A 12,820-nucleotide genomic window follows, 5' to 3' on the forward strand; every position below is an offset into this window, starting at 1 on the left:
TTTTGGGTGTCAGTGGGTTATTTGGGGCTGACAGGCCGCTTTCGCGAGCAAGCCCGCTCCCACAGTTTTGGGTGATGGGTGTCAGGGGATGTTTGGTGGCTGGGCGGGCGTTATCGCAGGTAAGCCAGCTCCCACATTTTGAACGGGGTGGTCATCGGGCAGTTGGGTTGAACCTGTCGGCGGTTTTGGTCTCCTATTTAGCAGTACGGCCGGTGATTCAAACGGCTGTTTTCAGGTTGTTGCCCTCGCAAACGATCGAACGCATTTGCGCCCTTGAGCGCCTGCCGGCGCTCGGGTAATGTCATCAGACCCACAGGACAGAGCACGCCCATGACTTCCAAGCTGGAACAACTCAAGCAATTCACCACCGTTGTAGCCGATACCGGCGACTTTTCCACCCTCGCCAAGCTCAAGCCGCAAGACGCCACTACCAACCCTTCCCTGCTGCTCAAGGCCGCTTCGATCCCAGGCTATGCCAAGCTGCTGGATGAGTGCGTGAAGGACTGCAACGGCGACGTGGGCCTGGCCAGCGACCGTTTTGCGGTGGCGGTAGGTCAAGAGATTCTGAAAGTCGTGCCGGGCCGTATTTCCACTGAGGTGGATGCGCGCCTGTCGTTCGACGAAGCCGCCATTCTCAAGCGTGCGCACCGTCTGATCGACCTGTACGACAAAGCCGGCGTCAGCCGTGACCGTGTGCTGATCAAGATCGCTTCCACCTGGGAAGGCATCCGCGCGGCGGAGAAGCTGGAAAAAGAAGGCATTCAAACCAACCTGACGCTGCTGTTCTCGTTTGCCCAGGCCGTCGCCTGTGCCGAGGCTGGCGTGTTCCTGATTTCGCCGTTCGTGGGCCGTATCTACGACTGGTACAAGAAGGCTAACGGTAACGACTACACCGGTTCCGATGATCCGGGCGTGCAGTCGGTGACGCGCATCTACAACTACTACAAGGCCAATGGCTACAAAACCGTGGTGATGGGTGCGAGCTTCCGTAACCTGAGCCAGATTGAAGAACTGGCCGGCTGTGATCGCCTGACCATCAGCCCGGACCTGCTGGAGAAGCTGGCGGCCGATGAAGGCAAACTGGAGCGCAAGTTGGCGCCAGGCCATGCCGGTGAAGCGCGGGTGCATTTGACTGAAGCGCAGTTCCGTTGGGAGTCCAACGAGGATGCCATGGCGACTGAGAAGCTGGCGGAGGGGATTCGTCAGTTTGCTCGGGACCAGGAGAAGCTTGAGGCGCTGTTGACTGCCAAGCTGTAAAAGCGGCGGTAGCAAAAAGGGCGGCACCCTCGCGGGTGCCGCCCTTTTTTGTGCCTTTCGCTGGTCTCAAGCCAAGCGCAGCTCAACTGTGGGAGCGGGCTTGCTCGCGAATGCGGTCGTTCAGCTAAAAATTTACTGACTGACACACCGCTTTCGCGAGCAAGCCCGCTCCCACAGTTGGATTGGGTTTCAACTGGGAGCCTAGTGGCGTTCCAGGGCGTTCACGAGGTCGTGGAAGGCTTCGCGGTTGGACTCGTTCAGGCCCATCAGGATCTTGTGCGCTTCGAGCACCTTGACCCGTACCACTTCTTCAGACTGGTCTTGCGACGGCAGGTCGGTCAGGCATTCCGGGCACGGGATCGGGCGGTCAACGATGTTGAACACCTGGTCGAAGCCCATGGACTGCAGCAGCCGGGTGATGTCTTCGTGGGTGGTGACCACAGTCGGCAACAGGCCGACCTTCTGCCGAGACAGAATGGACAACTTGGCCAGCAGGCCCAGGGTGGTGCTGTCGATGCTGCGGGTTTCGGTCAGATCGATCACGATCGCCGAGAAATTCAGGGCAGTGAAAATCCGCTCAATCGTTGCATCCAGCGCCGAACACAAGGTCAGGCGCACTTCACCGACAAACTTCAGGACGAAGGTCCCGTCTTGCTCGGCGAATTGGATTCTTCCGGTACTCATCAAAGATTCCTGCTCAACACCAATAGGGCGATATCATCCGGCATCTCCCCTAGCGTGGCCAATCCAAAAACCTGCCGCAGGCCATCCAGGCTGCCGCCCGCCGACTTGACCTTTTCAGGCAAGGCGGCTTCTTTCTCTTTGAGTGTAGGCTCTGGAAGCAGGTCCAGGATGCCGTCGGACATCAGCGTCAGGCTGAAGGTCGGCGGCAGTTCCAGGATGTGGTCTTCGTAGGTGGCTTCATTGAACAAGCCCACCGGCAGACCACGGCCTTCCAGGTAACGCACACTGTCTGGAGTGTATAAAACCGGCATCGGCAGGTGACCGCCGATGCTGTAGGTCAAAAGACCGGTTTCTTCATCTATAACGCCGCCGACCATCGTTACGTGCTTGCCCAGCTTGCAGCTGATCAGGCCTCGGTTGATGTGGCCCAGCACCTCGGAGGGGGTGAACTCCGGCAAGGTGCCATTGCGCTTGGATTCGAACAACAGCCGTGTGGTCATGAACTTCAACAACACGGTGACAAAAGCTGAGGATGCACCGTGGCCGGAAACGTCGGCCAGGTAGAACGCCACACGCCGCTCATCCACACGGAAATAATCGACAAAATCACCCGACAGGTACAGCGACGGGATGATCTGGTGCGCGAACTTGAACTCATCAATGGTCCAGGGGCTCACCGGCAGCATGTTCATCTGCACCTGGCGACCGGCGTTCTGGTCTTCCTGAAGCAGGTTGAGGCTGGCTTCGAGTTCGCGGTTGGCGGTTTCGAGCTTTTCGCGGTAGCGCTGGTTTTCGAGCAGCAGGCGGGCACGGTCCAGTGCGCGGCGCACCGAGTGCTCCAGCACGGCCAGGTCTTCCAGGGGCTTGATCAGGTAATCGGCGGCGCCCAGGCGCAGGGCCTCGACGGCATCGTTCATCACGCCGGCACCGGACACGACAATCACCGGCGTCTGCGGGGCGAGCTCAGTCACCTGGCGAATCAGCTCGAGGCCGCCCATCTGGGGCATGCGCAGGTCGCAGATCACAAGGTCGGGCTTGTCGCGCTCGAATACCTGGAGACCCTGTTGGCCATTGCTGGCCTGCAGGACGCTGAAGCCACTGTCTTCCAAATAGGCCGCGAGGCTCGCGCGCACTACTTCGTCGTCATCGATTATCAGCAGCGTGGCACTGGTTTTTTGCATGTGGGCAAACGGCGCCAGAATTAGGTTGGCGTAGGCGGCTCGGCAATGGCCGGGCTCACGTACTGGATTCGCTTTCTAGCCACTCTGTCCTACAAAGCATTGGGATTTCGCCCATGCACAACGGTAAAGCAGAGGTGCCCTTCTAAGGCGCAGACGGTACTCCCATCCGTCAGGGGTTTCAAGCTCATGCCGATGGTCGCCGGGCGTCTTTACACCGCAAATCACCGGGAGTTATAAGAACACCCACGACCACAACACAAAGTAAGGATGGAACCCGTGAGCGAACACGAGCGCGACTACGCCGAAAAACGCGATTTCATCCGCATGCGAGTGGATGCCGATGTGTCGCTGATCCACGCCGGACAGGAGATTGCCGGGGTCTGCGTGGACCTCTCCAGCTCCGGCATGCAGGTTCAAGCACCCCGCCAGTTTCAGGTGGGCGACCCGTTGACCGTGCGCATTGACTCGGAGCACGCCGCTCTCGCGGGCCTGGAGGCAGATACCGAAGTGGTGTGGGCCAAAAACGAGGGCGAGCGCCAGCACCTGGGCCTCAAGATCCTGAAAATGCACTAAAAGCCGCGCACAAAAAAGGCGACCACTCGGGTCGCCTTTTTCATTTCAAAACGTCACGGCTTAAAAATCGTCGACGACCTTGCCGTCTTTGACCTTGAACTCGCGGTTCTGCAGGTAAGCGTTACGGATGAAGGTGTACTTGTCACCGGTGATCAGCTTCTCGCTGTCGAGCAGGCTGGCACGGGTATCGACGATGTTCAGGCCGAAGGTGCTGTTACGCCAGCCGATGTCGTTCATGTAGCGATACGGTTGGGTGTAGCTGTCGACGTACTTGGACGGCGCATCACGCAAGGTGCTTGGGCCGAGCAGCGGCAGCATCACGTAAGGACCGCTGCCGACGCCCCAGTAACCGAGGGTCTGGCCGAAGTCTTCATCGTTGCGTTGCAGCCCCATTTTGGTGCCAACATCAATAAAGCCCAACACGCCAAAGGTGGTGTTCATCAGCAAACGGGCAGTGTCGACACCGGCCGCGTGCGGCTTGAGCTGGAAAACGTCGTTGGCAAAGTTGCCGACATCACCGATGTTGCGGAAGAAGTTATGGATGCCGGTCTGGACGAATTGCGGGGTGACAAACTGATAGCCCTGGGCCAATGGCTTGAGCGCGTAAGTGTCAACGGTGTCGTTGAAGGTGAAGATCGGACGGTTAACGGCTTCCCATGGATCGTCTTCCGACGCAGCGTTAGCGGCGAACGGGGCCAAAAGAACAGTGGCACACACAGATAGCTGAGCGAAATAGTGGCTCCAGCGCATAGCTTTGGCTCCTTGAATGGTCTGTCATGGGCGCTATGCCCTGAATAAGGCCGTCAGTATATGACGGAAGTGTCGAATAAGGCATCCAGTAGGATCGCTCTCATAGGAAATGCACAAAATTCCTACAATTACTGCCGATGTCACGCGCTTGTCATCCAGCCCCGATAGCGTCACAGCTATTTCAGGGATGTTGAAAATGCCTCACGCCGAGATTGCCGTCGCCAGCGCACCCTCCTTGACTGCCGTACTGTTTGGCCTTAGTGGCTGCCTGGTGGATTTTGGTTCCCTGGCGCGCACCGATAGCCCTTGCCCCGACTCTCACGCCACACCTGGCGCGCTGAAAATCCTGCGCAGCCTCAAAGACCAGGGCGTGCCCTGCGCCTGGCTGGATGAACTCCCTGGCGCGGTAACCACCCCTCTGGCCGCCGTGCTGCCTGATTGGCTCAAAGCCGCATCGCCCTCCTCGATTCGCTGGCCGGCGCCGCATGCGTGCTGGCAGGCCTTGATGGAGTTGAACATCGAACGCCTTGAAGGCTGCGTGCTGGTCAGCGGCGAACCACGCTTGCTGCAATCGGGGCTCAATGCCGGGTTGTGGACCATTGGCCTGGCGTCCTGCGGCTCACTGTGCGGCCTGGCGCCCGAACAATGGCAGGCGCTGACCGAGCAGCAACGCGAGCACAAGCGCGCCAAGGCCACGGTGGCGCTGTATGGCTTGGGCGTGCATTCGGTGATCGACCACCTCGGCGAGCTCGGTACCTGCCTGGCGGACATCAGCCTGCGCCAGCTCAAAGGCGAGAAGCCCTGATCGAGATCATGCACGGTCGGCGCCGGTGGATTAATCTACTGCTCAGCCCGTAGACCTTTCCCGGCGTGCCGCGGTCTATGCCAGTGCCTATCGATAAAAGGAAGAACGCCATGCCTGCCCGCGAACAGCTGAAAGACCAAGTCAGAGAATTGCGCGAGCAATTGAATAGCGACCCGCTGATGTCAGCGGAGAAACGCGACGAACTCGAAGCATTGATTGCCGAACTTGAAGTTCAAGAGCCTTTGGAAGGCGCGATTCAGGACCCCAGCATTGCCGACGGCGTGAACCTGGCGGTAGAACGCTTCGAGCTGGACCACCCAGGCATTGCCGGGACCTTGCGCAATATTGTGGTGACGCTGGGCAATATCGGGATCTAACCCGAACGCCAACCCAAGCCCAACACAGAGCAAAATGTGGGAGCGGGCTTGCTCGCGAAGGCAGTGTGTCAGTTGATAGATATTTAACTGATACACCGCTTTCGCGAGCAAGCCCGCTCCCACATTTGTTTTGTGTGATGGTTACTGACGCGCCAGACGCACATTCTGGAACTGCATGGCCTCAGTGCTGCGATAAGGGTTGATATCCAACCCGCCGCGGCGCACATAGCGCGCATACACGGTCAGCTTCTGCGGCTTGAGCAAACGCTGCAGGTCGAGAAAGATCCGCTCCACACATTGTTCATGGAAGTCTGAGTGCTGGCGAAAGCTGACGATGTATTCGAGCAGGCTGGCGTGATCCAACGCGTGGCCACGGTACTCGACCACCACACTGCCCCAATCCGGCTGGCTGGTGACTGGGCAATTGGATTTGAGCAAGTGGCTGTGCACGCTCTCCTCGACAATGAGCGAGTCATCGCAACGCAGCAGTTCCGGGCGCGGGTGTTCGTAGTTGCTGACGCTGATGTCGAGGTCGTCAATGCACACACCCGGCAGGGCTTGCACGCCTTCGGCTTCAACCTCGGCCAGGCTGCGGATGCGCACGCTGACCGGCTTGCCGGCGGCAGCGCTGAGGTCGGTGCGCAGTGTCGCTTCCAGGCTGGCCGTGTCGGCAAACGCGGTCTGGTTCAGCGAATTGAGATACAGCTTGAAAGACTTGGATTCGATGATGTTCGGCGAGTCGGCCGGGATGCTGAACTCTGCGATAGCCACTACCGGCTTGCCCGATGGCAGCAGCCAGGACAGCTCGAAGCAGTTCCAGAAATCCACCCCTTTATACGGCAGGGTTTCGGCGCTGAGGCCCAGCTCGGCCCACTTTGCGGCGCGAGGGATCGGGAACAGCAACGATGGGGTGTACGTGGAGATGTATTCACTGGACTTGCCCAGCGGCGAATGTTCGGCTGCGGGATGCATGGCGGAAACCTGGCTAAATAAACCGCGCCAGTCTACCAGCCTTTGCCCCCGCCCTTAAGAATCGCCTCACTCAACGGTCAGTGTGCCGACCATGCCCGCCTGGTAATGCCCCGGAATGTTGCAGGCAAACTCAAGGCCCGTGGCCTTGGTGAAGGTCCAGGTCAGCTCGGCGGTCTTGCCCGGCTCGACCAGCACGCTGTTGGGATCGTCATGCCGCATGCCCGCCATATCGCCGTGCCCCATCGCACTGTGGTCCATCTTGCCCATGCCGGTGGCGGTGAGCATGCCGCTGGCTTGCATCTTGAGCATTTCTTTCTGGTGTTCGGCGTGCATCGCCGCGTCGCCCAGGTTGAATTCGTGAAGCAACTGGCCTTTGTTCACCAGCACAAAGCGCACGGTCTGACCGGCTTTTACCTCCAACGCCTTGGGCGAAAAAGAAATGTCCTGCAGCACCACTTCCACCGTGCGCGTGGCTTTATCGGCGGCGGCTGGCTGGCCGAAGGCGAAAGTGTGGGCCGTGTCCGCCAGCGCATCAAAACTCAATGCCAACAGGCAACCCGCCAATATCAGAGATGTACGCAGCGCCATGTCGATTCTCCAAAAGTGTGTGAACAGCTCTGTCAGCACTCTAAGATGGCGCCGCTGCCAGCCAGCTGACTGCTAGATTACAACTTTGTCAGGTTGCGCCCCTGCCCTGGCACCCACGGTATAAAGCCCGTTGTTCACCGCTGCCAAGAGTCGCCCATGAAACTGCTGATCGTCGAAGACCAACCGAAAACCGGCCATTACCTGCGCCAGGGCCTGAGCGAGGCGGGCTTTACCACCGAACTGGTGGCCGACGGCACCACCGGGCAGCACTTGGCACTGACCGGTGATTACGACCTGCTGATCCTCGACGTGATGCTGCCGGGCCGCGACGGCTGGCAAATTCTGCAAGCGGTACGCAGCGCCGGCCTGGACATTCCGGTGCTGTTCCTCACCGCCCGCGATGCCGTGGAAGACCGCGTGCACGGCCTGGAACTGGGCGCCGACGATTACCTGGTCAAGCCTTTTGCCTTTTCCGAACTGCTGGCCCGCGTGCGCAGCCTGTTACGCCGTGGCAGCAGCACGCCACAGGAAACTGCACTGCAACTGGCCGACCTGCGCCTGGACCTGATCCGCCGCCGCGTCGAACGCGACGGCCAGCGCATCGACCTCACCGCCAAGGAATTTTCCCTGCTGGAACTGCTGCTGCGCCGCCAGGGCGAAGTACTGCCCAAATCGCTGATCGCCTCGCAGGTGTGGGACATGAACTTCGACAGCGACACCAACATTATCGAAGTGGCCATCCGCCGCTTGCGCCTGAAAATCGACGACCACTTCCCCAACAAACTGATCCACACCGTGCGCGGCATGGGTTATGTGCTGGAGGAGCGGTGCAATTGATCAAGCGCCTGTCCCTGGCCAGCCGTCTGGCGCTGCTGTTTGCGGCGTGCACCGCCGTGGTGTCGTTGCTTGCCGGCGTGCTGTTCAACCACGCCAGTGAGGCGCACTTTATCGAGCTGGACCAGCAACAACTCGACAGCCAGTTGGTGGCGCTGCGCAGCACTTTGCAGGGGGTCGACTCGCCACAATTTTTTGCGCAACGCGAAGCGCAACTGCGCGCCGAGCTCAATCGCCAACCCGAACTGGCGCTGCGCGTTACTGCCCAGGGCCAGCGCTGGTTTGACGGCGCGCCCGGCATCAGCCTGCCTGAAGCGCCGGGCTTGCACAGCCTGCAAAATGCCGGGACTGAGTATCGCGTCTACAACGCGCCGCTGGTCGCCGGTCAACCCGGCTCGCCGCAATTGACGCTGATGCTCGACATCACCCATCACCAGCACTTCCTGCAACGCATGCAGCACCTGATCTGGCTGACCGTCGGCCTCTCGGCCCTGGCCACCGCGCTGCTCGGCGCCTGGGCCGCGCGCAGTGGGTTGCGGCCGCTACGGCGCATGGGTGAAGTGGCCGCCAGCGTGTCGGCGCACTCCCTGACCCAGCGCCTGCCCCAGCAGCACATGCCGGTGGAGTTGGCTGAACTGGCCCAGGCCTTCAACGCCATGCTCGGGCGCCTGGACGACGCCTTCCAGCGCCTCTCGGCCTTCTCCGCCGATATTGCCCACGAACTGCGCACGCCCCTCTCCAACCTGCTGACCCACACCCAAGTGATCCTCACCCAGCCGCGCCCGCTGGAGGATTACCGCGAGGCACTGCACAGCAACCTCGAAGAGCTGCAATGGATGGCCCAACTGGTGAATGACATGTTGTACCTGGCCAAGGCCGACCACGGCTTGCTCATGCCCAAGCGCGAGGCTTTGGTGCTGGGCGATGAAGTGGAAGCGTTGATCGAGTTCTTCACGTTGCTGGCCGAGGACGCGCACGTCAGGCTGGTGCGCGAGGGCACGGCGCATACGGCGGGTGATCGCGGCATGTTGCGCCGGGCGTTATCGAATTTGCTCGATAACGCGCTCAGGTTTACCCCGGCCGGTGGCGAGGTGCGGGTGCGGATGGTTGAGACCGAGCGAGGTGTGACGCTGGCCGTGGAAAATACCGGGGAAGGTATTCCTGCGGCGTTGTTACCGAAGTTATTTGATCGGTTCTACCGGGCCGACCCGGCGCGCCGAGAAGGCAGCAGCGAGCATGCGGGGCTGGGGTTGGCGATTACCCAGTCGATTGTGCGGGCACATGGCGGGAGGATCTATTGCGAGTCTGGGGCGGACTGGACGCGGTTTGTGATTGAGTTGCCCAAGGGAGATTGATGCAAGCTGGGCCGGCCCCTTCGCGAGCAAGCCCGCTCCCACATTCGACCCCATTCCAAAGCATGTACGCGGACAAATGTGGGAGCGGGCTTGCTCGCGAAAGCGGTCTTAAATGTTACGAATATCTCAAAGCATGCGCCGGCTCAATCTTCGCCGCCCGATACGCCGGGTAAATCGTCGCCAAAAAGCTCAACACAAACCCGGCCGTGCAAATCAGCAGTACATCCCCACCCTGCAGTTCCGAAGGCAGGTTGCTGACGAAATACACGTCCGAACTGAAGATATGTTGCCCGGTCACGCGCTCCAGCCAGCCCACCAGTTCGCTCACGTTCAGCGCCGCAATCACCCCCAGCACGCCGCCGATCAAAGTGCCGACGATGCCGATCACGGTGCCCTGCACCATGAAGATCGCCATGATCTGCCGGGGCGTGGCGCCAATGGTGCGCAAGATCGCGATGTCGGCGCCCTTGTCGTTCACCACCATGATCAAGGTGGCGATGATGTTGAACGCGGCGACGGCGACGATCATCAGCAGCAACAGGCCGATCATGGTCTTTTCCATCTTCATCGCGCTGAACAGGCTGCCCTGGGTGTGGGTCCAGTCATCCGGCTTGTAGGCCGCGCCGAGGCTGGCGGCGATGTCCGCCGAGACCTTCGGTGCCGCGTACAGGTCTTTCACCGCCAGGCGCACGCTTTGCACCTGGTTCGGCTGCCAATGCTGGATTTCGGCGGCGTCGGCCATGTTGATCAGGGCCATGGAGCCATCCAGCTCGGCGCCGACCTTGAAGATACCGACCACGTTGAGCCGCTGCATGCGCGGGGTGATGCCACCCGGCGCCGTGCTGATTTCCGGCACGATCAGGGTCAGCTTGTCACCCACGTTCAGGCGGAAGCGCCGTGCAGTGATGTCGCCGATGACCACACCGAACTCGCCGGCTTTCAGGTCGTCCAGTTTGCCGCGCACGATGTGCTGGGCCACGATCGAGACTTTGCCTTCCTGGGCCGGGTCGACGCCGCTGATCTCGATCGGCTGCATCGCGCCCTTGTAGGAGAACATCCCGTCCATCTGCGTGAATGGTACGGCGGCAGTCACTTGCGGGTTCTTCATGGCGGCGGCGGCCACCGGCTGCCAGTCATCAATCGGGTTCACGCCGACGATGGTCGCGTGGGGCACCATGCCGAGGATGCGTGAGCTCATTTCGCGCTGGAAGCCGTTCATCACCGACAACACCACGATCATCGCCAACACGCCCAGGGCGAGGCCGATCATCGAGGTCATCGAGATAAACGAAACAAAACGGTTGCGGCGCTTGGCGCGGGTATAGCGCGTGCCGATGAAAATCGATAACGGTCTGAACATTCGCGGGCACCGTTTAAAAAAATGAAAAAGCCCAGCGCCAGGCGCCGGGCTTGAAACGGGTCAGATGGCGACCAAGTGACCTTCCTGCAGGTGCAGCACGCGGTCCATCTGGCGGGCCATGCTCATGTCATGGGTCACCACCAGGAACGCGGTGCGCATCTGGGTGCTCAGTTCGAGCATCAAATCCTTGATGCCCTGGGCGGTGTGGGAGTCGAGGTTGCCGGTTGGCTCATCGAGCATCACCAGGCCTGGGTTGTTGACCAGGGCACGGGCAATCGCTACACGCTGGCGCTCGCCACCGGACAACTCGGCCGGCTTGTGCTCCAGGCGATGACCGAGGCCGACGCGCTCCAGCAATGCCTTGGCGCGCTGGCGCGCTTGCGGAATAGCGGTCTTGCCGATCAGCAGCGGCATGCAGACGTTTTCCAGCGCAGTGAATTCCGGCAGCAGGTGGTGGAACTGGTACACGAAACCCAACGAGCGGTTACGCAATTGGCCACGCGCCTTCTCACCCAGGGCCGACAGCTCTTCGCCAGCCAGCCACACGCTGCCCTGGGACGGCGTATCCAGGCCGCCCAACAGGTTGAGCAAGGTACTTTTGCCGGAGCCGGAACTGCCGACGATCGCCACGCGTTCGCCCGGGTGCAGTTCAAGTTGCAGGTTGGACAACACCACCACCGATTCCGGACCTTCCTCGTAGGATTTGCCCAGGTTGCGGCAGCTCAGGATTGCTTTTTCACTCATGCCCGATTCACTCATAACGTAATGCCTGTGCTGGCTGGGTACGTGCCGCGCGCCAGGCTGGATACAGGGTGGCAAGGAAGCTCAATACCAACGCGGCGCCGCCTACCATCATCACGTCCTGGGCCTGAACCTGGGACGGCAAGTAGTCGATGAAGTAGACGTCGGCGTTGAGAAACTTGTGACCGATGACTTTTTCCAGCGCGGCGATGGCAGCGCTGACGTTCAGCGCGGCCAGGATGCCGACCGCGGTGCCGATCAAGGTGCCGACCACGCCGATCACGGTGCCCTGCACCATGAAGATCGCCATGATCTGCCCCGGCGTGGCGCCCAGGGTGCGCAGGATGGCGATGTCACCTTTCTTGTCGTTCACCACCATCACCAGGGTGGAAATGATGTTGAACGCGGCCACGGCGACAATCAGCAGCAACAGCAGGCCGATCATGGCTTTTTCCATGCGGATGGCCTGGTAGAGGTTGCCGTGGGTGCGGGTCCAGTCGCGGGCGTAGTACTGGGATTCACCCAAATGCTGGGCGATTTCCCAGGCGCCGCGCGGGGCGTCGAACAGGTCGTTGAATTTGAGGCGCAGGCCCTGCACCTGATCCGGCTTCCAGCGATGCAGGCGGGCCAGGTCGGTGAGGTTGGTCAGGCCGAGGTAGCCATCGATTTCGCCGGCGCCGACGTGGAAGGTGCCGACCACAGTGAAGCGCTTCATGCGCGGGAACATGCCGGCCGGGGTCACGGTGACTTCCGGAGCGACGAAGGTCAGCTTGTCGCCGACGCCCACGCCGAGCTTGGCCGCCGCCTTGTCGCCGATCACGATGCCGAAGCTGCCGGGCGCCAGATCGTCGAGTTTGCCCTGCAACATGAACTTGTCGATGATCGACACGTTACGTTCCTGGGCCGGGTCGATGCCATTGAGCAGGATTTTCTGCACCTTGCCGTCGTTGGTCAGCAACCCCTGCATCTGGGTAAACGGCGCAACGGCCACCACCTTGGGGTTCTGCCTGACCTTGTCGGCAAGGCTGGGCCAGTCGCTGATGGGCGAATCGCCCTCGATGGTCGCGTGGGGCACCATGCCCAGCACGCGGGTGCGCATCTCATGATCGAAGCCATTCATCACCGACAGCACCACGATCATCACGACCACGCCCAAGGCGAGCCCGATCATCGAGGTCAGGGAAATGAACGACACAAAATGATTGCGACGCTTTGCACGGGTATAACGCGTGCCGATAAATACGAAGAGAGGTCTGAACATGTCGGGGCTTGTTCGGAGGAAAAGAAGACGTCCCGGTGGCGGGGTCAGGTAAGCAGCTTTACACTCAGACCATTACCGCTAC

14 protein-coding genes are annotated in these 12,820 nt (G+C 60.6%); 6 read left to right on the plus strand and 8 right to left on the minus strand.

The window, feature by feature from the left end:
* Window positions 1-330 precede the first annotated feature (330 nt).
* Window positions 331-1,257: a transaldolase gene (tal, locus tag AACU78_RS16905; RefSeq protein WP_106576911.1), complete on the plus strand. Its 927-nt coding sequence runs from the start codon at window positions 331-333 to the stop codon at window positions 1,255-1,257.
* A gap of 201 nt (window positions 1,258-1,458) precedes the next feature.
* Here tal and rssC read toward each other — a convergent pair whose 3' ends face one another.
* Together rssC and rssB are read right to left on the minus strand one after the other, a co-directional pair.
* Window positions 1,459-1,941 (minus strand): anti-sigma factor antagonist RssC, encoded by a 483-nt coding sequence (gene rssC, locus AACU78_RS16910; protein WP_003172602.1) that lies wholly within the window; start codon window positions 1,939-1,941, stop codon window positions 1,459-1,461.
* Window positions 1,941-3,122: a two-component system response regulator RssB gene (gene rssB, locus AACU78_RS16915; RefSeq protein WP_064451404.1), complete on the minus strand. Its 1,182-nt coding sequence runs from the start codon at window positions 3,120-3,122 to the stop codon at window positions 1,941-1,943. The genes rssC and rssB overlap by 1 nt, the downstream gene beginning before the upstream one ends.
* 276 nt (window positions 3,123-3,398) lie before the next feature.
* Here rssB and AACU78_RS16920 point away from each other — a divergent pair, with 276 nt between their 5' ends.
* On the plus strand, window positions 3,399-3,695 hold the full coding sequence (locus AACU78_RS16920; protein WP_106576914.1) for a PilZ domain-containing protein: 297 nt from the start codon (window positions 3,399-3,401) through the stop codon (window positions 3,693-3,695).
* Window positions 3,696-3,755: 60 nt separating this feature from the next.
* Here the strand turns inward: AACU78_RS16920 and AACU78_RS16925 are convergent, their stop codons facing one another.
* Window positions 3,756-4,445, minus strand: a complete 690-nt coding sequence (locus AACU78_RS16925) for an MlaA family lipoprotein (protein WP_106576915.1) — start codon at window positions 4,443-4,445, stop codon at window positions 3,756-3,758.
* A gap of 196 nt (window positions 4,446-4,641) precedes the next feature.
* Between AACU78_RS16925 and AACU78_RS16930 the strand changes: the two genes are divergently transcribed.
* Window positions 4,642-5,250 (plus strand): phosphatase, encoded by a 609-nt coding sequence (locus AACU78_RS16930; RefSeq protein WP_106576916.1) that lies wholly within the window; start codon window positions 4,642-4,644, stop codon window positions 5,248-5,250.
* A 110-nt stretch (window positions 5,251-5,360) separates the two neighbouring features.
* Window positions 5,361-5,627 (plus strand): DUF4404 family protein, encoded by a 267-nt coding sequence (locus AACU78_RS16935; protein ID WP_106576917.1) that lies wholly within the window; start codon window positions 5,361-5,363, stop codon window positions 5,625-5,627.
* Between the two features lie 141 nt (window positions 5,628-5,768).
* On the opposite strand, the gene queF is transcribed toward AACU78_RS16935, so the two are convergent.
* Together queF and copI are read right to left on the minus strand one after the other, a co-directional pair.
* Window positions 5,769-6,599, minus strand: coding sequence for an NADPH-dependent 7-cyano-7-deazaguanine reductase QueF (gene queF / locus AACU78_RS16940; RefSeq protein ID WP_106576918.1), 831 nt, complete (start codon window positions 6,597-6,599; stop codon window positions 5,769-5,771).
* A gap of 66 nt (window positions 6,600-6,665) precedes the next feature.
* Window positions 6,666-7,187, minus strand: a complete 522-nt coding sequence (gene copI, locus AACU78_RS16945; protein ID WP_106576919.1) for a copper-resistant cuproprotein CopI — start codon at window positions 7,185-7,187, stop codon at window positions 6,666-6,668.
* Between the two features lie 156 nt (window positions 7,188-7,343).
* Between copI and AACU78_RS16950 the strand changes: the two genes are divergently transcribed.
* Window positions 7,344-8,024, plus strand: a complete 681-nt coding sequence (locus AACU78_RS16950; RefSeq protein WP_106576920.1) for a heavy metal response regulator transcription factor — start codon at window positions 7,344-7,346, stop codon at window positions 8,022-8,024.
* Window positions 8,021-9,376: a heavy metal sensor histidine kinase gene (locus AACU78_RS16955; protein WP_106577290.1), complete on the plus strand. Its 1,356-nt coding sequence runs from the start codon at window positions 8,021-8,023 to the stop codon at window positions 9,374-9,376. The genes AACU78_RS16950 and AACU78_RS16955 overlap by 4 nt, the downstream gene beginning before the upstream one ends.
* Before the next feature lie 115 nt (window positions 9,377-9,491).
* Here the strand turns inward: AACU78_RS16955 and AACU78_RS16960 are convergent, their stop codons facing one another.
* The 3 genes from AACU78_RS16960 to AACU78_RS16970 are packed head-to-tail and all read right to left on the minus strand — an operon-like array spanning window position 9,492 to window position 12,738.
* Window positions 9,492-10,736 carry a lipoprotein-releasing ABC transporter permease subunit gene (locus AACU78_RS16960; RefSeq protein ID WP_106576921.1) on the minus strand — a complete coding sequence of 415 codons (1,245 nt, stop codon included), beginning with the start codon at window positions 10,734-10,736 and terminating at the stop codon, window positions 9,492-9,494.
* A 60-nt stretch (window positions 10,737-10,796) separates the two neighbouring features.
* On the minus strand, window positions 10,797-11,480 hold the full coding sequence (gene lolD / locus AACU78_RS16965; protein WP_164487915.1) for a lipoprotein-releasing ABC transporter ATP-binding protein LolD: 684 nt from the start codon (window positions 11,478-11,480) through the stop codon (window positions 10,797-10,799).
* A 7-nt stretch (window positions 11,481-11,487) separates the two neighbouring features.
* On the minus strand, window positions 11,488-12,738 hold the full coding sequence (locus AACU78_RS16970) for a lipoprotein-releasing ABC transporter permease subunit (RefSeq protein ID WP_106576923.1): 1,251 nt from the start codon (window positions 12,736-12,738) through the stop codon (window positions 11,488-11,490).
* Between the last annotated feature and the right edge of the window lie 82 nt (window positions 12,739-12,820).

The organism is Pseudomonas sp. R9.37 (assembly GCF_963878885.1).
In the GTDB taxonomy this organism is placed as follows: domain Bacteria; phylum Pseudomonadota; class Gammaproteobacteria; order Pseudomonadales; family Pseudomonadaceae; genus Aquipseudomonas.